The sequence below is a fragment of the Kangiella sp. genome, assembly GCF_014762745.1.
GTDB lineage: Bacteria > Pseudomonadota > Gammaproteobacteria > Enterobacterales > Kangiellaceae > Kangiella.
The window spans coordinates 1-21,015 of sequence record NZ_JABURJ010000109.1; the positions used below are offsets into that span (position 1 = coordinate 1).

The window sequence follows — 21,015 nt, forward strand, 5'->3', positions numbered from 1 at the left end:
CACAACCAATCGAGACACGTTTTTTAAGTGCCTTCTTGCTGTGTTTCTTGAAAGTCAAAGTCATATTCATAAAGCGAAATATAAGTTATTCAGTAAATAAGTCAAATAAAAATTGGTTATTTCTTGCTCTGGCTTTTTCTCTTACCACGAAAAAATCTCTTTAACTGTTCGCTGCACTCTTGCTGTAACAAGCCTGACTCAATCAAACATTGGTGATTAAAGGCAGGAGTTTGCAATATATTCAGGACGGAGCCAGCAGCTCCAGTTCTTGGGTCATGAGTAGCAAAAACCACCCTCGACACTCTTGCATGAACCATCGCCATAGCGCACATTGCACAGGGCTCAAGAGTGACGTATAGCGTGGTATTAACCAGACGATAATTCTCTATATCCTTACCCGCAGCCCTTAGTGCAATCATCTCAGCGTGTGCTGTAGGGTCATGACTCAAAATAGGCTGGTTAAAACCCTCAGCAATGACCTCACCATCTTTCGCCAGAACCGCACCCACCGGCACCTCGCCTTTCTCCTCAGCGATAGCCGCTAATTCAAAAGCTCGTTGCATGCAATGATGATCAAAGTCAGTAAAGTCAGGCATAAGTTGATAATAAAATACTTTTGATGGATAGAGACCGCCAAGAGCGGTGCGTCACGACACACCCTACGAAACCAATTATATTATGCAGCAACAGCCAAAAAATAAATCTATAAGCCAAATTAGCGAGAAGAAATATTGGATTTTTCTACTTCTGCAAGACGTAAGCTCGCGCAAAGAGGGAGTAGACATAGAGTCCATAACCGATTGAGCAAATTTACAACACAGCAGAAGGCGAAAAAGACTTATTTATTCCGCCAACTCTGTAGACGCTGGGTTTTTGCGATATTCTACGCGGCAAAAACAGATTTTAGCGCGGAATGGATATTTAATCCCTGAGCACTAAAATCTGTTTTTAACAAAGTAGAATCGTAAAAAGACCCGTCTACTCCCATTCGATGGTAGCTGGAGGTTTGGAGGATATATCATAAGTAACCCTGGAAATCCCATCCACCTCATTAATAATGCGACCTGACACATGTTCCAGGAACTCATATGGAAGATGTGCCCAGCGGGCAGTCATGAAATCAATGGTCTCTACTGCACGAAGCGCCACTACGTAATCATATTTACGGCCGTCACCCATCACACCGACTGAACGAACTGGTAGGAATACTGTGAATGCTTGACTAGTTTTATCGTATAAATCGTGCTTGTACAATTCTTCGATGAAGATAGCATCGGCACGGCGAAGTAAGTCCGCATATTCTTTTTTCACTTCACCGAGAATGCGAACACCTAGACCTGGGCCTGGGAAAGGATGACGGTAGAGCATATCGTATGGAAGACCCAGCTCTAAACCGATTTTTCGAACTTCGTCTTTGAACAGTTCACGCAATGGTTCTACCAGCTTAAGATCCATCTTTTCGGGCAAGCCACCCACATTGTGATGCGACTTAATCACATGTGCTTTACCAGTTTTAGCTCCAGCTGACTCGATTACGTCAGGGTAAATGGTGCCCTGAGCTAACCACTTTGCATTTACCAGCTTTTTCGATTCTTCATCGAAAATATCAATGAAAACCTTACCAATTATCTTACGCTTTGCTTCTGGCTCATCAACGCCTTTCAGTTCTGAAAGGAAACGGTCTTCCGCATCAATGCGAATGATATTCAAACCAAAGTTATCACCAAACATGGCCATAACCTGATCGGCCTCTTTTAAACGTAATAAACCATTATCAACAAACACACAGGTTAGTTGCTTACCAATAGCTCTATGCAACAACATAGCGGTTACTGATGAATCAACACCACCTGAAAGACCAAGCACTACTTCATCATCACCAACCTGCTGTTTAATCTGCTCGATTGCGTCATCAATGATATTTTCAGCGGTCCATAACTTTTCACATCCACAGATTTCATCAACGAAACGCTCAAGGATTCGCCCACCCTGCTTGGTGTGTGTTACTTCTGCGTGAAACTGGATGCCATAGAAAGGTTTTTCTTTATGCGCAATCGCCGCGATAGGCGCATTGTCGCTGGAAGCAATAACCACAAAGTCTTCCGGCACTGACAACACTTTGTCGCCATGACTCATCCAGACATCCAGCACTGGATGGCCGTCTATATCGAATCGGTCTTCTATGCCTTCAAACAAAGCACTATGGCTTTTGGTGAAAACTTCCGCATAACCAAACTCACGCTTTTCAGAGCCACCTACACGGCCGCCAAACTGATGAGCCATGGTTTGCATGCCATAACAGATACCTAATACCGGGACTCCCTGCTCAAAAACTATCTGCGGTGCGCGAGGTGTATTTTCACCTGTTACTGACTCAGGACCACCAGATAAGATAATGCCTTTTGGATTAAACTCACGAATGAATTCCTCTTCAACATCGAATGGTACCAACTCACAATAAACGCCAATTTCACGGATGCGTCGAGCAATCAACTGAGTATACTGTGAACCAAAATCCAGAATCAGAATTCGATGTTCATGAATGTTTGCTTGCATTGCTATTACCTTTTATCAAGTTAGGTACAAATCTTAAAAAAATCAAAAAGCCGCAGACTGATACTGCGGCTTTGAATCTATCCGTCTCATTTTTAATACAGTCGCTAATATTAATTACTGACTACTGTACTATTTAACACGATAGTTTGGTGCTTCTTTGGTAATAGCGACATCGTGCACATGACTTTCGTTCATGCCGGCATTGGTCACTCTTACAAACTCAGCTTTGTTACGCATTTCTTCAATGGTAGCGCAACCGGTCAGGCCCATGCTGGAACGAATGCCGCCCATCATCTGATGGATAATTTGCGTCATTGGTCCTTTATAAGGTACTCGACCTTCGATACCTTCTGGCACCAATTTATCAGCAGCGTTTGAGCTTTGGAAATAACGATCGCTTGAGCCCTGCTTTTGCGACATAGCTCCTAAAGACCCCATACCTCGGTATGACTTATATGAGCGCCCCTGATATAGCTCAACTTCTCCTGGCGCTTCTTCCGTTCCGGCAAGCATTGAGCCAACCATCACGCTGTAAGCACCAGCAGCCAAGGCCTTGCAGATATCACCAGAGAAGCGAATGCCGCCGTCAGCAATAAATGGCACACCAGAACCTGCCAGTTCTTTAGCTACACTGGATACTGCAGAGATTTGCGGAACACCAACACCTGTTACGATCCGAGTGGTACAGATTGAGCCAGGACCAATACCGACTTTAACGCCATCAGCACCTGCATCTACCAAGGCACGAGCGCCAGCGCCAGTCGCAACATTACCGCCAATCACTTGCTTGTCAGGATAATTCTGCTTGATCCACTTAATACGATCTAAAACACCTTGCGAGTGTCCGTGTGAAGTATCAACAAGAATAATATCAACACCCGCTGCAACAATAGCGGCAACGCGATCAGGAGTTTCTGGCCCAGTCCCAACAGCGGCACCAACACGCAGATGACCATAACGGTCTTTACAAGCATTTGGCTTAGTTTCAGCATTGTTAATATCTTTTACGGTAATAAGACCTTTCAATTCAAAGTTGTCATTGACTACCAACAACTTCTCAATACGAAACTCATGTAACTTATCGTAAATTTCTTCCTGACTGGCATCTTCCTTTACTGTCACCAAACGCTCTTTCGGCGTCATGACTTTAGAGACAGGCTTATCAAGACTGGTTTCAAATCGAATGTCACGATTGGTCACAATGCCCACGAGTTGGTTGCCATCAACTACCGGCATACCTGAAATACCATGCTCACGAGTCATCTGCTTGACCTGACCAATGGTAGTTTCCGGTGTGATTGTGATTGGGTCGCTGACAATTCCGCTCTCAAACTTTTTCACACGACGAACATGTTCAGCTTGTTGCTCAATAGTCATGTTCTTGTGAATAAAGCCCATGCCACCCTCTTGCGCTAACGCAATAGCTAAACGCGATTCAGTGACCGTGTCCATTGCAGCAGAAACAAGGGGAATATTGAGGCTATACTCGCTGGTAATCTTAGTGCGCAGGTCTGCGTCAGCAGGCAATACTTTGGAGTGTGCCGGCACTAATAAAACGTCGTCAAAGGTAAGAGCTTCCTCTATAATGCGCATATTGTGTACCACGTATTATTACGCCAACGCAAAAGGCGCTGGCTCGATGAAGCGCGTTATTATAACGTCTTCCCCCTTGCAAGGTAAATAACTATTTGATTTGATTTCTCTATGATTAAGCCAATTCTTGAACCACAACAAACCGGTGAAACACGTAAGATTTATTCTGTGAGCGAATTGGCATTCAAGGTTCGAAAACAGCTTGAAGATGTCATTGGACAGATCTGGATCACTGGCGAAATCTCAAACCTTGCTCTGCCCGCCTCTGGTCACTGGTACTTTACATTGAAAGATAACGGTGCTCAGTTACGTTGCGCTATTTTCAAGAATCGTAATCGTAGCGCACGTTTTACACCTGAAGACGGGCAGCAGGTGCTCCTTAGAGCCAAACTTAGTCTTTATGAACCCCGAGGCGATATTCAACTGATTGGTGAATATATCGAGCCTGCCGGGGAAGGTGCCCTGCAAATCGCTTTTAATCGGCTGAAGGAAAAGCTGCAGGCCGAGGGCTTATTTGCTCTAGAGCTAAAACGCTCTATTCCAAAGTACCCCAAAAAAATAGGAATTATCACATCACCAAGCGGAGCGGCAATAAAGGATGTGCTGAGTGTCCTCAAGCGTCGCATGCCGCAAATTCCAGTCATCATCTATCCAAGTCAGGTACAAGGTGAAAAAGCAGCTAAAAGCCTTATAGAACAATTGGAAATTGCTAACCAACATGCTCAATGTGACGTATTACTGCTCACTCGTGGTGGCGGTTCGCTGGAAGACATGTGGTGCTTTAATGATGAAACACTTGCTCGGAAAATTCGCGAAAGCAATATCCCTGTCGTTTCTGCGGTGGGCCATGAAGTGGATACTTCGATCAGTGACTGGGTTGCGGACTTACGAGCTCCGACACCATCGGCAGCCGCGGAATTATTGGTGCCCGATCAGACCGATTTGCGTCATAAACTGATACAGCTTGAGCGCCGCCTGATTGGGGAGTTTGAACATAAACTACAGGTCGCCCAATCAAAGCTTGATACGCTTATCGCACGAATAGTTCATCCCAAACAACGACTTAATCACTATAAAGTTGAATTGAGCTCACTGAACAAAAGCCTGTTTAGCGTACAGAAATATTTAGTGCAGGCAAAAACCGCCGAGCTGAAGGATTTATCGTCTCGACTGCACGGCTATAACCCTAAATTGCAGCTTGCTCAGGCAAAAAGCTCATTGCAGCAAGCCAATAAAAGCCTGACTCAGTCCTGGAAATATTTACTTAAACAGAAACAGCAGATGCTGGCACTCAAGGCACAGAAGCTGAACAACATCAGTCCGCTGGCGACGTTAGAGCGGGGATATACCATTACAGAAGATGAAAAAGGAAAGGCCATAACTTCAGCTGTAAAGGCTAAGAAAGCAAAATACCTCACCACCCGATTTGCGGATGGCGAAGTTAAAAGCATTCCAGCCAAAAGCTAAATTATTTTTTGCCCCATTTCTTAATCGCACGCTTACGCTTAAGGCGTTGGCGGCGCGTGATTTCATTTTTCTTGCCTTTAAACGGATTATCACCCTCTTTCATCTCAAGCCGAATTGGGGTGCCGATAAGCTTTAATTTATCGCGGAAGAAATTCACCAGGAAGCGTTTATAGCTTTCAGGTAGTTTACTGACCTGATTACCGTGAATGACGATCAGTGGCGGGTTATGGCCACCCGGGTGTGCATAACGTAATTTGATGCGTCGACCACGGACGGTTGGCGGTTGATGCTTTTCTGCCGCCTCTTCAAGCAAGCGGGTTAACTTTGAAGCGCTCATTTCCACCTGTGCACTGGCCCAGGCTTCATCTACAGACTCCCATAGATGGCCTACGTTTGAACCATGTAATGCAGAAATAAAATGGATACGGGCAAAATCGATAAAGCCCAGGCGACGATCGATTTCGTGTTTTACATTATCGCGCTGTTCTTCGGTCATGCCGTCCCATTTATTAATGGCAATAACCATAGAGCGGCCAGCATCAATGATATAGCTGATTAAGCTGAGATCCTGATCGGTAATCGGCTCGCGGGCGTCCATCACCATAATGGTCACATTTGAATCATCAATTGCCTGTAGAGTTTTCAGAACAGAGAACTTTTCAACCGTTTCTTTAACTTTGCCACGACGTCTTACACCCGCTGTATCAATCAGGGTATATTTCTTATCGCGACGTTCCATTTCAATGTAGATACTGTCGCGAGTAGTACCGGGCATGTCGTAAACAACTACACGCTCCTCGCCAAGAAAACGGTTTACCAGTGTAGACTTGCCAACGTTCGGACGACCCACAATGGCCAGCTTTAAGCCTTGAGCTTTCTCATAACCAATCAGCTCTTCGTCATCCGTAGATTCCAGGTGCAGTTCATCAAAAATGGTGTCTACCAGGGTATTAACACCGCGACCATGAGCTGCGGCCAGTGGTAATACAGTTTGATAACCTAAGCTGTAATAATCGGAAAGGGCTGCCTCGGCATGAATACCATCGACCTTATTAACCAACACGATAATGGGTTTGTTCTGGCGTCTTAGATGGCTTGCAACGAATTCATCAGCAGCAGTCATTCCTGTTCTGGCATCGACCAGGAAAAGTACGATATTGGCTTCGTTAATGGCCTGTAATGATTGACCGGCCATCAGGCCATCAATGCCTTCTTCATCACCGGCAATACCGCCAGTATCCACTACAATGAACTTTTGCCCTTTTAAAGTAGCCTGGCCATATTGACGATCACGAGTAAGACCAGGCAGATTGGCTACCAGCGCATCACGAGACTTTGTCAGTCTGTTAAATAATGTAGATTTACCGACGTTGGGACGACCAACGAGAGCGATAACTGGTAGCATGAATTTTACTCTTCAGAAGATGTTGCCAGCGGGTTTTCCAATACATGGAGATAACCATAGCGAGTGGTCGCAATAACATGCTCGTCTGTAACGATTGGAGCGTGCGCTACGCCATAACGATCAAGGTGTGTACGGGCTACAAACTCACCTGTACTTTTGTCCAGCCAATGCAGATAACCTTCAAAGTCACCCACAACAATGTATTCTTCGTTATCCGCAGCCCCAGTTGGCTTGCGGTATAACAAACCTTCCTGACTCCAGACTTCCTCACCCGTAAAACGATCCAAAGCCACTATTTTGCCGGTAGTTTCCACCAGATAAACACGAGTGGCATCGACTAATACTTCTTGTGTAACCGAAGCCTCTTTACGCCATAAATATCGGCCATTGGTTAAATCCATGGCAATGGCATAACCGTTAAAGCCAGCCGCATAAAGGTAATTAGAATAGATTACAGGGCTTGAGTCTACGTCAACAATTCGAGAAATTTCAGAGCTGCCGCGTGGAGCAGAAATACGTTGTTCCCATAACATATCACCGGAACGAATATTAAAAGCTGCCATTTTGCCATTAGCAAAACCGCTGATGACAATTCCACTGGTGGCAACCGGGGCTGACGTTCCGCGCAAGGTTAAATTGGGGATAATACGGTCGTAGAACCATTCCTGCTTTTGACTAGCCAGCGAGTATGCAAAAATTCTGCCATCTGGTGTACGAACCACTAAACGACCATCATCAATAGCAGGTTTAGCTAACACTTCAGTAGTGACGTTCACATGCCATAACTTCTTGCCATCATTAACATCTAATACATGAACTTTGGCATCTTTAGTACCCATGGCAACAAGACCAGCATTAGCTGTTACACCGCCAGACAATGGCTCTTTTAAATGGGTTTCCCAAATCAAATCACCGGTATCGAGGTCGTAAGCTGAAACTAGCCCCTCAACATCTGCAGTAATGATTTTATCTTGCCAAATTGCAGGGCTTAAACTGTTGAACTTACCGTCATCACCTTCTCCAATTACCTCAACCCACTTAGTATCAACCGAAAACTTTTCTTCAATACCATCAAGTTCCTTAGGTGGGTTGATCACTTCATCGGAGCAAGCTACCAAGAACGCTGTAGCAATCAATAAAGTGACTATTCGTTGTGTCCAACCAGAAATCATAAATTTATCCCGTTATCAGTATCAATTAGTTATCAATGCCAAACTCGCTGATTCTCATCTGTAGCAATGGGTTAGCAGCACCCTCTCCAGCATCGCGAGCTTCAATTAAGACACTTTTTGCTTCTTCTATTTTACCTTGCGCTATCAAAGCCTCAGCCTTGATTAATAAAGCATTGGAGCGATAAGCTTGCTCATTAATACTGTCAGCGCTTGCAATGGCATCATCAAATTTCTTCAACTGTAGCTGAATACGCGCCAATCGCAATTTGGCAATTGATTCAAAAGTATCGTTAGATTGGTCAACAACCCAATTCAATTGTTCCGCAGCTTGCTCAAATTTATTCTCAGCAACCAGGGTCTCGGCCAAAGTCAGAGCAGCCAAAGCCGCATAGCTAGAAGACGAGTAGTCGTTTCTAATTGCTTCAACTTTACTGATCAGCTCAGAATTATCGCTAGCACCTTGTTCCGCCAAAGCTAAAACTTCAGAGTAGGCCAAAGAAGCCTGTTCACTTTGCTTTACTTTGTTGTCCTGATAATAATTCCAACCAAATAAGGCACCAAAGCCAATCACAGCACCTAAAATGATCGCTGTGCCGTTTTCCTTCCAAAACTGTTTGATCGCCTCGACCTGTTGTTCTTCTGTTTCGTAAGCCACTGCCGGCCTCCTCAATAATTGCTCTAATTAATATTAACTTTTCAACCCGATATTCTTAAACCAGGTATTGCTCGAGCAGCTGGCTTATATCACGTTGTGAGACAACCAGCTGATCTTTATGTTCACGCAGGTACTTAACCCCCACGGTGCCATCCTTAACTTCCTGCTCTCCGATGACAAGCGCGATTTTAGCACCACTCTTATCCGCACGCTTAAACTGTTTCTTAAAGTTGCCAGCACCACAGTTCATACGGATTTTAATGCTGGGCCACTGGTCTCTTAACTGTTCGGCAAGCATCATAGCGCTCAACTCTGCCTGCTCACCCAGAGCAACCATATAAACATCAGCCAATGGAATCTCTTCAGCTGACATTTCCTCTATAAGCGCGACAATTCGCTCCAGCCCCATTGCAAAGCCACTGGCAGGCGTTGCATGGCCACCTAGCTGCTCTGTCAGTCCATCGTAACGACCACCGGCACAAATGGTGCCCTGAGCCCCAAGTTTATCGGTTACCCACTCGAACACGGTTCGGTTGTAGTAATCCAGACCACGAACCAGATTGGTGTTGATGGTATAGGGAATATTATTGGTATCCAAAATCTGACAAAGCCGCTTGAAATGCTGTTTTGACTCTTCGTCTAAATGCTCACTCAATTTTGGTGCATCTTTGACCAGTTTTTGCACTTCCGGATTTTTACTGTCCAGAATTCGCAATGGGTTTGTTTGTAAGCGACGCTGACTGTCTTCATCCAGCTGATCTTTAATTGGTTCTAAGAAAGCGACCAATTTATTGCGGTATTCAGCTCTCGCTTCATTCGAGCCCAGTGAATTGATCTCCAGATGCACTGACCCATGAATACCAATCATTTTCCATAGACGTGCGGTCATTAATATAAGTTCCGCATCTACATCCGGTGTTCCAACTCCGAAAGTTTCTACACCAAGCTGGTGAAACTGGCGATAACGGCCTTTCTGTGGCCTCTCATGACGGAACATCGGGCCCATATACCACAAGCGTTGTTCCTGATTGTAAAGCAGGCCATGTTCAATACCGGCACGCACACAACTGGCTGTACCCTCTGGACGCAAAGTCAGGCTATCGCCGTTGCGATCTTCAAAGGTGTACATCTCTTTCTCAACGATATCAGTCACTTCACCGATAGAACGCTTGAATAAATGCGTCTTCTCCACGATAGGCATGCGAATTTCGCTGTAGCCATAACTGGCCATCAGCTGCCTTAGGACTGACTCTAATTTTTGCCAGTGTGGTGTTGAATCCGGCAAGATATCATTCATGCCGCGGATTGCTTGTATTTTGTCCGCCAAAACTAACTTGTTTCCGTCAATTGAGAAATTAGATTAAAGTGCGAGATTATAGCGAATTTGGCGGAAAACAGTAGCTTTTTCCGCCAAAGACTTGTTCTTGGGGTCTAACGAACTTGGGTGACAGGTACTTGCTCAGCACCTTTGGTGATTTCTTCAGTTTTTTCGCGCTTTTCAGCCAGCTTACGACGAATCTGAGCTTCCAGCTCGTCAACTAGGGCTTCATTATCTACTTTATGGCTCTTTTCGCCATTCTCGTAGAGCATGCTTTTCTTAAAGCCGCCGGTTAAACCAATGGTCACTTCCTTGGCTTCTCCAGGTCCATTAACAACGCAGCCAATTACCGCCACATCAATGTGCTCATTAACATCTTCCAGCCTCTGTTCAAGTTCATTAACGGTTTTAATTACATCAAATTGCTGGCGCGAACAGGAAGGACAGGCGATAAGATTAATACCTCGCTGACGCAACCCAAGACTTTTAAGAATATCGTAGCCAACTTTGACCTCTTCCACCGGATCAGCAGCCAGAGATACGCGAATGGTATCACCGATACCTTCAGCCAATAACATACCCAGACCAACCGCTGACTTAACTGCACCGGAACGGAAACTGCCTGCCTCAGTAATGCCTAAATGCAACGGATTATCAATTTCCTTGGCCAGAATTCGATAGGCTGAAACCGTCATAAATACGTCAGAGGCCTTAAGACTGATTTTGTAATCCTTGAAATTGTGACGCTCCAGAATATCAATATGGCGATAGGCTGATTCAACCAGCGCTTCCGGGGTCGGTTCGCCGTACTTTTCCTGCAGGTCTTTTTCAAGCGAACCGGCATTAACGCCAATTCGGATGGGGATATTACGTGCTCTAGCAGCATCCACTACCGCCTTAACACGCTCCTCTGAGCCGATATTACCAGGGTTAATTCTTAAGCAGTCAACGCCATACTCTGCTACTTTAAGTGCGATGCGATAGTCAAAATGAATATCTGCAACCAATGGCACAGGCGACTGTTGCTTGATTAGCTTAAAGGCTTCGGCAGCCTTCATGGTGGGCACTGAAACTCGAACAATATCTGCTCCAGTATCTGCCAGCGCACGAATCTGCGCCACTGTTGCTGCTACATCACAGGTATCTGTATTAGTCATACTCTGTACCGCTATCGGTGCATCACCACCAACTGGTACATTACCAACCATTATTTGACGCGATTTGCGTCGGCTAATCCATGATCGACCGTTCATAATATTTCACGTATAGGTTATTGAATCTTCGGACAAAAACCGAGAATTAGTCACCAAGAGTTAATCGAGCAGCACGGGTATCAGGGTAACTCGATAAATCTATGGGTTCATTTTGATAGGACAATTGTACAGCAGATGGCTTACCAAGTGTTAGTTCAAAGGGCGCGGGGCCTGCCAAACTCATTGAGGTACCGCCCTTCTTGATGCCAAGAGCCAAAACCTTGCCATTGGCGTCAGTGATTCTGACCCAGCAATCGTCGCTAAATACAAGCACCAACTCACCGTTGTTGGCCGAGTTGCTTGTTGCAACACTGGGGTTATTATCAACAATATCTGAATCAACCGCCGACTCACTAATCTCCAAACTCTCTGCTGCCAGCTCGCCCTCAACGGGTTCTGAGGCATCCACTTCTTGCTGCTTAACTACCGACTCTTCACTATCGGGAGCTGAATCAAGGATATCGGTAGGTAGCAACTCCTGATTATCTTGTTCAATCAGTAAGCTGGACTGTTGCTCACTTCCTTCATCAATAGCAGAGGTGAGCTCTTGCCAGATCTTTTTCTCTACCAATAAGTAATAAGCACCAAACAGCAATGAGAATACGATAATGGTAGTGAAGGTTTTAACCAACCAGTTACTGGAAGTGATAGGCTTCTCCAGCTCAATAGTGGCCAGAGATTGCTCTGTGTTGGAAAAGAGGTTATTGCGTTTACAAAAATTGTCGAAGTTTTCAACAATATCATTGTCATCCATCTTCAACATTTCTGCGTAGTTGCGCAAATAGCCACGATAAAAGGTTGCGGGAAGATCCGAAGAATAGTCATCGCTTTCAATTGCAATAACTGTTTGACGAGTCAGCTTCAGCTGCTGTATGACTTCTTCAATACTAATACCAGCCCTCTCTCTGGCCTGCTTTAACAGACTGCCGGGGCTAAATTGAATATCGTTATCTGGAGTTTGCTCAGTTTCTGACATTAATTATCTTATACTAATATATTCTTGAGCTTCATCTGAGGTTGGATAAAGCTCCATTAATTTATCTCCATACCCACGCATGTTGCCTCGTGCATCCAGACTTTTAGCTATTTTATAGCCTAGTAGTAGTGACTTTGCAGTCGGCTTAGTTTTAGCTTCAAAGCGATACAAGTAGGCTTCGGCTAAGCGGTGATTTCCGGTGACATAATTCACTTCGGCCATGCCATAAAGCGAGCGCGACAGATTCGGGTTATAGGACAGAGCTTTCTCAAAGTATTGTTTTGCTGGTTCAAATTTTTCTGCTCTTATCGCACAAAAACCTGCATTTTCATAAGCAGCTCCCACAGATGTATAGTTAGGCTGCTCTACCGCTTTTAAGAAATACCGAATTCCATCGTCATACTTTTTGCGAGAATCACATAAAAAGACACCGTAAGCATTGAGGTAGTCCGCATTTCTGGGAGATTCATCAATCGCTTTTTGATAATAATCTTCCGCTTTATCGTACTCGTAGACCGTTTGATAGTAATAAGCCAAGCCATACAAAACATCCGGCATATCAGGAGCATGCTCGTAAGCTTTTAGAAGGTTATGCTTTGCCCATTCCATATGGCCAGCCTGCAAATACTGCAACCCCAAAGACAAACGCTTCTCAGCAGCTTCTTTAGGCTCATACTTGGTTCTTTGCACGGCTCCATCTTTAGTGGCTGCGCTAGTCGTTTCCCGAGTTGTGGTCTGACACCCAACCAAAGTCACCGCTAAAAATACCATCACCCACTTGGCATATCTTGTCATTGCTTACTTCCTATCAATTGCCCATTACAGTATCAGCAAAACGTCTGTACTGGCTTTTTATCATATTAGTATTTTACTTAATAAATCAAATAGTTGGACATCAATCAAGGTGCTTTAGTTCACACCCCGATAAAATTAATGCACTAGATTCTCTACTATAATTTCTTTCTGATATTCCTGACGGCGCTGCTGGCGCTTGGTCTTATCATTGATTTTGCCCGCCAATTGACCACAGGCAGCATCAATATCATCTCCCCGAGTCCGGCGAGTTACCACAACATACCCCTTCTTGATTAAATAATCACTAAATAAATCAATCGCTTCCTGAGTGGACGTCTGGTAATTTGCCTGCGGGAAAGGATTAAAAGGAATCAGGTTGATTTTGCACGGCGTATTCTTGAGCAACTCAGCCAATTCTTTTGCATGTTTTAAAGTGTCATTGACATCTTTTAGCATCACGTACTCAATCGTCACCTTGCGCGCTGCATTTGAACGCTCCAGATAACGATGAACACTGGCCATCAGTTCTTTGATGGGGTATTTCTTATTGATTGGCACTAGAACATCGCGCAAAGCATCATTTGGCGCATGTAATGAGATGGCCAAAGCTACATCAACTTCATCAATCAAGCGATCCAGCTGCGGCACCATTCCAGAAGTACTCAAGGTCACACGGCGTTTTGATAAGCCATAAGCCAAATCATCCATCATGATCTGCATAGACTTCACGACCGGATCAAAGTTAGCCAGCGGCTCACCCATACCCATCATCACCACGTTAGTGACGACGCGATCATCACTTTTGTGCTTGCCATGCAAATAGCGAGCCGCTAACCAGACCTGACCGATAATTTCAGCAGTTGTGAGGTTTCGATTAAAGCCCTGATAGCCGGTTGAACAGAAGGTACACTCTAAAGCACAGCCAACCTGGGAAGATACACACAGGGTACCGCGGTGACGCTCCGGGATAAAAACCATTTCCACAGCCTGACCACCGGGAATTTTCAAAGCCCATTTCACAGTACCGTCTTTGGATTCTTGGACACTGAGGACTTCGGGACCTTTGATCTCAGCAACGTCTTTTAAGCGCTCACGGCACACTTTGCTGATATTGGTCATTTCGTCGAAGTCTTCGACACCGAACTGATGAACCCACTTCATAACCTGCTGGGCACGGAATGGCTTTTCACCAAGTTCAACGAAGAACTCGACCATTTCATCGCGCGTCAGGTTGAGTAGGTTAGTTTTTTCATTACTCATTACAGGACACCTTTACACGATTAATAGCTATTGAGGATAGCTACAATCAAATTTTGTACATTTTATGCGCAATTGCTACGAATAGCAAAAGCACTCTGATAAACGGAAGTCTCTTATTAAAAAAGGGATGAATTAATCATCCCTTTTATATTCGTCTTACTCATTTCTTTGTCGTTGAGCATGAAAAACATTCAAGCAACAAAGAAATTAAACTAAAAATCTTTCAATCTAATAAAAATTAGATATTTTGATTCAGTTCGCGGCAAAGCCTTTCGTGAGACTTGGAGTTAACAAATCGTTAATAAAACTCGAACGAAAGGCTTTAACAAAGAAGTGAACCAAAATAGCAATTTTTATCGAGTGCGAGGGCAAATCTCGTCCGCACTAAAGAAATACGTAATCTCGCGCTCAGCAGACTCTGGGCTGTCAGAACCATGTGCAGCATTTTCATCTACAGAAACTGCGTAATCTGCACGGATTGTGCCGCGTAGTGCTTCTGCTGGGTTAGTAGCCCCCATGATTTCACGGTTTGCTTTAATTGCATTCTCACCTTCCAGCACTTGCACCATTACTGGGCCAGAAGTCATGAAGTCAACCAAGGCACCGAAGAAAGGACGCTCTTTGTGCTCTGCGTAGAAGCCTTCAGCTTTTTCGCGAGAAAGGTGAATCATTTTTGCTGCCACGATGCGAAGACCAGCGCGCTCGAAACGGCTGTAGATTTCGCCAATAACATTTTTTGCAACTGCGTCAGGTTTTACGATAGAAAAAGTACGTTCGATAGCCATTTCGGACTCCATCAAAATTCAGTCAAATGCTTCCTCAGCTATAAGTCAGCATTACATTAAGGATTCAAAATAAAAGGATAAGGGGCTAGCGCTAGGTATATGAACCTTGGACTAACCCCTTAAAATCGCGCGCATTATACTGAATGTCTATTATTTGGGCAATGCGCAGAGCTTGATTTAACCGGCTTTCGGCTTAGTAGTGGCTCATCATACTATCCAGGTTTAGCTGCCCTTCTGCTTCAAAAGGAATCAACTGGAACAGTTGATCAGAGGCTTTAGTGGAAGTTTTGACTTGGATCTTAAGCTTATATGAGCCGATATCCAGTTGATTTCCTTCTAAATCTTTTAGCTCAATACTGTCACCAAAACGTTTTTTCTGACCAGGTTCGAGGGTTATCGTCTGGAATGCCTGAGTGAACATGCGACCCTTTGACCACTGCTGCACCAGCTGGTCGTTACGGTCATAAATATAAATATCAAACAACTGACCACTGTTAAAAGTCAACTCAACTGGCTCTGAGGTCTGATTGGTCAAAGTAATATAGGCTTCGACACTATCAACTTCGTTAAGCATGACGGTCTCGGCCGGAAAATTTGCTGAAACCTCGATGCCTTCATATGCAGGATAATTCATGCCAGCCAGCTTAGCATACTCAAGCTCATAGTCCACCACACCGGCAATGGTTTGCTCTGACCATTTAATCAGACCTGCATCCTGTGAGAACCAGGCTGATATCAGACCTGCATCATTACAAAATCCGTCGAAGTCAACTCGTACTACTGAATCAAAAGTTGTAGCCAGAGTGGTCATCGACTGACTTTTTACAGCTACCGTTGCGGACTGAGTACATGAATCAAGATTTACACTGTAACTTGCGCCAACAGGATCATTAAAATTAACCAGCTTCACTGAACGGCTCTGTTGAGAAAGTGCCGAAATAGATGTGTCAGAAGTTTTAAGCCACATCATATCTTTTCCTAGGTAATTACTGACTTGCTTCCACTGCGAGCCAAAACGATCCGACAGAGCGATTGTTTTACTTTGACCATGATTCGAAATGAATTCTTTATAGTCATTAAAGCTATCCACTTCACTGGCTTTAGCCGTGCTAACAACCAGAATTGACGTTGCGAAAAATATTCTAATGATGTTGTTTTGTGTGTTCATAATATTACTCCTTTAACAATTGAATGGTGGTTGAAAACAACTCCATTGTGAGCAAAACACGAACAGCAACAAATGAATAAAACTACAGTTTCAAATCAATTATTTTAATAGATATCAATAAGTTATTAAGTTTCAAAGCGTTAGAAAGGCCTGTCATCAGGCTGTAAAACAGTGAATAATTTATGACAAATCAGATGTGACTTACTGTGTGTAAGAGCAATGAATTTTGCTTGAAAGATCTTTGACGACAAAGTGGCTGTTAGATGACAGCCACTGGAATTAAAGGCTAAATATAACGGGTTGGGTCAGCAAAACCCTGGCTTTCAAACCCTTGCTTACGCAATCGGCAAGAGTCGCAAACACCACAGGCTTTGCCATCATCAGTTGCTTTATAACAGGAAACCGTCTGACTGTAATCCACCCCTAACTTCATACCTTCAGCAATGATTTGAGCTTTGGTAAGACTAATAAGCGGAGCTTCGATTGTGAGCTTCTGCCCCTCGACACCTGCTTTAGTAGCGAGATTAGCCATGGTTTCAAATGCCTTGATAAACTCAGGGCGGCAATCAGGATAACCAGAATAATCCACTGCATTAACACCGATAAAGATATGATCAGCTCTCAGGACTTCGGCCCAACCCAAGGCAATCGATAAAAATACAGTATTACGAGCTGGAACATAGGTTACAGGAATCCCCTCTTCCAACCCTTCAGTGGGTACGTCAATGGAATGATCAGTTAAGGCAGAGCCACCAATTTGACTCATATCGAGATTTACAACGATATGTTCCTTGACATCCATTGATTGAGCAACCTTCTTGGCAGCATTGAGTTCAGCCAGGCTACGCTGGCCATAATTAAAACTCATGGCATAGCAATCATAGCCATGCGATTTAGCAATCGCTAGTGCTGTCGTTGAGTCTAAACCGCCTGAAAGTAATACTACTGCTCGTTTGTTCATAGCTACCATTTGAAATTAAAAGCGGTGCGTCACGACGCACCCTACTTACTGCTTTCCCATATTAGCATTGGAAGGAGCGAAAATGCTCAAACTGCGCTACTCATAAAGTCTAAATCTATCTGAGACTGAAAAAATGCTTTTAGACAAGGCTTTCGACTTAAATAGAATCGGATTTTACATGCAGTAAATGAGGATTATATTTAAGTCGTATAACGCAGTATAAAAGCATTTTAGCGTCTCAGACGCCGGTTTTCTCGCCCCAGATAATCTTATGTAACTGAACCTGCATCCTAACCTTTAATCGATCTTTCAATATCCACTCGGCTAAATCGGCATACTCGACCTGACCATAACTTGGCGAGAATAGCACTTCGCATTTACTGGTTATGTCGTATTGCTCGACGGTCATTTTGCACCATTCGTAGTCCTTGCGGCTACAGATGACAAACTTGACCTGGTCGGTTGGCTTTAGCAATGCAATATTTGAGTATAGGTTACGAGCCATTTCCTGTGAGTCCGGGGTTTTCAGGTCCATGACGATCATCACTCGTGAATCAACTGGGCTGATGTCATGTGCTCCGCCGGTTTCAGTTGAGACTTTGAATCCTTCATCACAAAGCAATTTAAAAAATTCAAAAACCCGTTTTTGTGCCAGCGGCTCTCCACCGGTGACACAGACATGGTCACAGTCATACTGTTTAATTTGTGCCAGTATCTCTTCAAAAGTCATCCACTCGCCGCCACCAAAGGCGTAATCAGTATCGCAATAGACACAGCGCAGGGGGCAACCCGTCAGGCGGACAAATACCGTTGGCACGCCAACAGTTAAACTCTCGCCTTGGAGTGAGTGGAAGATCTCGGTGATACGTAATTTACTCATAGAGCAGGCTCTATACCCTGGATCAGGGCAGATGTGATGAAAATATGCGCGGATTGTAGCAAAAGCTGCCTGTAAAGACAGCTTTTAGCAATGATTTAGGGCTTTTACAGGGTATCCAGCTTGGCTTTAGCTAACCGACCTGCTGTGGTGTTTGGGAATAGCTTGCTGACTTGCTGGTAAGTGGCTTTAGCTGCGGCCTTGTCGCCTTTTAGTTCCTGAACCTGAGCCAGCTTTAGCATGGCTTTATCTTTAATGCTGGTATCAGGGAACTTTTCATAGACTGCTTTGAACTGCTTTTCCGCTTCTGCATACTCTTTATCGCTAAAATGCAGCTGCCCCAAAAGATAGTGTGCATTAGATGCTAGCGGGTCATTGGAGTAATCTGCTACGAAGGATTTAAAAGCACTCTTTGCCTGTGGATACTTTTGCTCATTGAATAATGAAAATGCCTGGTTATAGTCTTGCTGGGCGCGACTACCAGATTCATTTTGAGCAGTATCAGAAGTTTGCGAACTGAGTTCTTCTGTTTCCGACGTGGATAATGCGGCTCCGCCTTGTAAACGTCGGTCAAGATCAAGATAAAGTTCTCGCTGCTGTTTGGTCAGCTGCTTAATTCGGTAATCCTGCTCTTCCACCTGGCCACGTAATTGACGGACTTCCTGCTGGAGTTGATTCACTTGAAGGATCAACTCAGCCATAATTTGACTTTGTTGGCTGGTTTGTTGTTGCTGAACCGCAGTAATGTCTCTTGCGTCAACAACCGGTGCGGCGGCGTTACCCACAGCCGAAGCTGTGAGTAACGTTGCACCTAATAGATTAAATACAACTTTCTTCATTACTGATATTTAATCTCTACACGACGGTTTTCTTGCCATGCTTCTTCGTTGTGTGCTGGGTTTGCTGGAGACTCTTCACCGAAGCTGATTACTTCAATGCTTGAATCAGAAACACCATAAGTTCTCATTAGCTGAGCAACTGACTTCGCACGACGCTCACCCAATGCCAAGTTGTATTCTGGAGTACCGCGCTCATCAGCGTGGCCTTCTAGAACAACACTTTTACCGCTGCTTTGGATGTATTTAGCGTGAGCTTCAAGAAGTTCAACATACTCACTGCGGATTGAGTCATCATCAAAGTCGAAGTAAACGACATTGTTTTCTAACAAAGCAGCAATACGTTGTCTTTCAGCTTCTTCAGCAGCACGTTGACGAGCTAAGGCTTCTGCTTCAGCTTGTGCTGCGGCATCTTCCTGAGCTGTTGTATCAACTTGCTCTTCTTCTGGCTTAGTAGTGCTACAAGCAGCCAACGTCAAAGCAGCTGTAAGAGCTAGTAGTAATTGAACCGAACGTTTCATTGTTATCCTCCGGGATTGTTGTCACTGTTATTAACTTTATAAAATAAAAGGCGACCATGCTGGTGCTTTAACTTCCCCAACAGTAGCTGGTAGCCGTGCTTTAAAACGCCCATCCATTGAAACCGCGCTAAGAACCTTTTGCCCGCCATCAACAGTTGAGAAAATAATCATACTGCCGTTGGGTGCAATCGATAACGACTCATCAAGCGTGGTTTTAGTTAAAACCGTTAGCTGACCTGTCGCTAAATCCTGAGCTGCGATATGGTAAGCGCCATTGTTTTGATGAACCATGACAATGCTCTTACCATCCGGTGCAAACTCCGCACCTGCGTTATGTATACCCTCAAAGGTTACCCTTTCTACCTTCTTATCTGCAAGTCTAATGCGATAAATTTGTGGTCTACCTCCTCGATCTGAGGTAAAGATCAAACTTTTTCCGTCTGGAGCCCACGATGGCTCGGTATCAATCGAGTAATGTCGGGTAAGTCTTTGTAATCTTTTGGTTGTTAAATCCAGCAAATAAAGTTCCGGATTGCCGTCTTTTGACAGAACTACCACCATTTGTGAGCCATCCGGTGACCAGGCTGGAGCACTGTTGAAACCTTTATAACTGGCTACAATTTCACGTTGTCCAGAAGCAATATCCTGAACCACAATTTCAGAGCGGCCATTCTCAAAAGTCACGTAACTCAACTGCGAAGCATCTGGCGACCAGGTTGGCGACATGATTGGGCTTCGTGATGCAAAAATACGCTTTGCATTAAAGCCATCACTGTCAGCGACAAATAACTGGTGCGGCCTTGGGTCAGCACGATTAACTTCAACATAAGCAATTTGAGTGGCAAAGGCACCGCGCTCACCGGTCAACGCCTCATAAATTTCGTCAGCGGCAATGTGTGCGCCCCAACGAAAGTTATCGTTATCAACAATTTTAGTCTTCAGCACCATCAGGTGCGATGACGTTGGAATAAGCGGATAGCTTCCGTCTTCAATATCTGATGAAAAGATTGCCTTGTCATTAAAGGGATCAATCAGATCATAAGAGACCATATAGTTGCCAGAAGCAGTTTGCGTCACGGTGCCATAAACAACGCCATCAACGCCCAGCTCACGCCACTGCTCAAGCTTTACATCCTCAATAGAATAAGGGTGTTGTGGCAACTTTGATATTTCAGTTGGGTTAAACTTACCACTGCGACGCAGGTCGTCAGCAATAATCTTGGCAAAATCGAAAGGTGGCTGAGCTTGCACCGCAGACTCAGACTCGAACTTGAATGGTACCACCGCAACAGGTCTCGCATCAGAGCGTCCCTCGGTGATATAAATTTGAATTTCAGCCTTACTGGCCAACGCCATAAGGCTGATGCTGATAATTACTATCGTTTTTAAAATATGTTTCATGCTTTAGCCTTAAACC

At 44.4% G+C, this 21,015-nt stretch carries 19 protein-coding genes; 1 reads left to right on the forward strand and 18 read right to left on the reverse strand.

What is annotated here, in order from left to right; all coding sequences use genetic code 11:
- Positions 1-116: 116 nt before the first annotated feature.
- From tadA to guaB, 3 genes are all read right to left on the reverse strand, one after another.
- Positions 117-596: a tRNA adenosine(34) deaminase TadA gene (tadA, locus tag HUJ19_RS08715; RefSeq protein ID WP_290623481.1), complete on the reverse strand. Its 480-nt coding sequence runs from the start codon at positions 594-596 to the stop codon at positions 117-119.
- 382 nt (positions 597-978) lie between these two features.
- Positions 979-2,556: a glutamine-hydrolyzing GMP synthase gene (gene guaA, locus HUJ19_RS08720; protein ID WP_290623484.1), complete on the reverse strand. Its 1,578-nt coding sequence runs from the start codon at positions 2,554-2,556 to the stop codon at positions 979-981.
- A gap of 129 nt (positions 2,557-2,685) precedes the next feature.
- Positions 2,686-4,149, reverse strand: coding sequence for an IMP dehydrogenase (guaB, locus tag HUJ19_RS08725; RefSeq protein ID WP_290623486.1), 1,464 nt, complete (start codon positions 4,147-4,149; stop codon positions 2,686-2,688).
- Between the two features lie 111 nt (positions 4,150-4,260).
- Here guaB and xseA point away from each other — a divergent pair, with 111 nt between their 5' ends.
- Complete coding sequence (gene xseA, locus HUJ19_RS08730; protein ID WP_290623488.1) at positions 4,261-5,616, forward strand: exodeoxyribonuclease VII large subunit; 1,356 nt, start codon at positions 4,261-4,263, stop codon at positions 5,614-5,616.
- A gap of 1 nt (position 5,617) precedes the next feature.
- Here the strand turns inward: xseA and der are convergent, their stop codons facing one another.
- The 15 genes from der to tolB all read right to left on the reverse strand — a co-directional run bounded on the left by der (position 5,618) and on the right by tolB (position 20,999).
- Positions 5,618-7,021: a ribosome biogenesis GTPase Der gene (gene der, locus HUJ19_RS08735; RefSeq protein WP_290623490.1), complete on the reverse strand. Its 1,404-nt coding sequence runs from the start codon at positions 7,019-7,021 to the stop codon at positions 5,618-5,620.
- Positions 7,022-7,026: 5 nt separating this feature from the next.
- Positions 7,027-8,193 carry an outer membrane protein assembly factor BamB gene (bamB, locus tag HUJ19_RS08740; protein ID WP_290623492.1) on the reverse strand — a complete coding sequence of 389 codons (1,167 nt, stop codon included), beginning with the start codon at positions 8,191-8,193 and terminating at the stop codon, positions 7,027-7,029.
- Positions 8,194-8,218: 25 nt separating this feature from the next.
- Positions 8,219-8,848 (reverse strand): tetratricopeptide repeat protein, encoded by a 630-nt coding sequence (locus HUJ19_RS08745; protein ID WP_290623494.1) that lies wholly within the window; start codon positions 8,846-8,848, stop codon positions 8,219-8,221.
- A 55-nt stretch (positions 8,849-8,903) separates the two neighbouring features.
- Positions 8,904-10,175: a histidine--tRNA ligase gene (gene hisS / locus HUJ19_RS08750; protein ID WP_290623496.1), complete on the reverse strand. Its 1,272-nt coding sequence runs from the start codon at positions 10,173-10,175 to the stop codon at positions 8,904-8,906.
- 104 nt (positions 10,176-10,279) lie between these two features.
- The gene (gene ispG, locus HUJ19_RS08755) at positions 10,280-11,419 is read right to left on the reverse strand and encodes a flavodoxin-dependent (E)-4-hydroxy-3-methylbut-2-enyl-diphosphate synthase (RefSeq protein WP_290623497.1); all 1,140 of its coding nucleotides are present in this window, start codon (positions 11,417-11,419) and stop codon (positions 10,280-10,282) included.
- Positions 11,420-11,465: 46 nt separating this feature from the next.
- Positions 11,466-12,395 carry a RodZ domain-containing protein gene (locus tag HUJ19_RS08760; protein ID WP_290623499.1) on the reverse strand — a complete coding sequence of 310 codons (930 nt, stop codon included), beginning with the start codon at positions 12,393-12,395 and terminating at the stop codon, positions 11,466-11,468.
- 3 nt (positions 12,396-12,398) lie between these two features.
- Complete coding sequence (gene pilW / locus HUJ19_RS08765; protein WP_290623501.1) at positions 12,399-13,190, reverse strand: type IV pilus biogenesis/stability protein PilW; 792 nt, start codon at positions 13,188-13,190, stop codon at positions 12,399-12,401.
- A 135-nt stretch (positions 13,191-13,325) separates the two neighbouring features.
- The gene (rlmN, locus tag HUJ19_RS08770) at positions 13,326-14,450 is read right to left on the reverse strand and encodes a 23S rRNA (adenine(2503)-C(2))-methyltransferase RlmN (protein WP_290623503.1); all 1,125 of its coding nucleotides are present in this window, start codon (positions 14,448-14,450) and stop codon (positions 13,326-13,328) included.
- A gap of 353 nt (positions 14,451-14,803) precedes the next feature.
- Entirely contained in the window at positions 14,804-15,235 is a 432-nt protein-coding gene (gene ndk, locus HUJ19_RS08775) for a nucleoside-diphosphate kinase (protein ID WP_290623505.1), read from the reverse strand.
- Positions 15,236-15,428: 193 nt separating this feature from the next.
- On the reverse strand, positions 15,429-16,403 hold the full coding sequence (locus tag HUJ19_RS08780; protein ID WP_290623507.1) for a BsuPI-related putative proteinase inhibitor: 975 nt from the start codon (positions 16,401-16,403) through the stop codon (positions 15,429-15,431).
- 286 nt (positions 16,404-16,689) lie between these two features.
- Positions 16,690-17,364, reverse strand: a complete 675-nt coding sequence (gene queC, locus HUJ19_RS08785) for a 7-cyano-7-deazaguanine synthase QueC (RefSeq protein WP_290623509.1) — start codon at positions 17,362-17,364, stop codon at positions 16,690-16,692.
- A gap of 238 nt (positions 17,365-17,602) precedes the next feature.
- The gene (queE, locus tag HUJ19_RS08790) at positions 17,603-18,244 is read right to left on the reverse strand and encodes a 7-carboxy-7-deazaguanine synthase QueE (protein WP_290623511.1); all 642 of its coding nucleotides are present in this window, start codon (positions 18,242-18,244) and stop codon (positions 17,603-17,605) included.
- A 104-nt stretch (positions 18,245-18,348) separates the two neighbouring features.
- Positions 18,349-19,080, reverse strand: coding sequence for a tol-pal system protein YbgF (gene ybgF / locus HUJ19_RS08795; protein ID WP_290623513.1), 732 nt, complete (start codon positions 19,078-19,080; stop codon positions 18,349-18,351).
- Complete coding sequence (gene pal / locus HUJ19_RS08800; protein ID WP_290623514.1) at positions 19,080-19,598, reverse strand: peptidoglycan-associated lipoprotein Pal; 519 nt, start codon at positions 19,596-19,598, stop codon at positions 19,080-19,082. The genes ybgF and pal overlap by 1 nt, the downstream gene beginning before the upstream one ends.
- Before the next feature lie 36 nt (positions 19,599-19,634).
- Positions 19,635-20,999: a Tol-Pal system beta propeller repeat protein TolB gene (tolB, locus tag HUJ19_RS08805; protein WP_290623516.1), complete on the reverse strand. Its 1,365-nt coding sequence runs from the start codon at positions 20,997-20,999 to the stop codon at positions 19,635-19,637.
- Between the last annotated feature and the right edge of the window lie 16 nt (positions 21,000-21,015).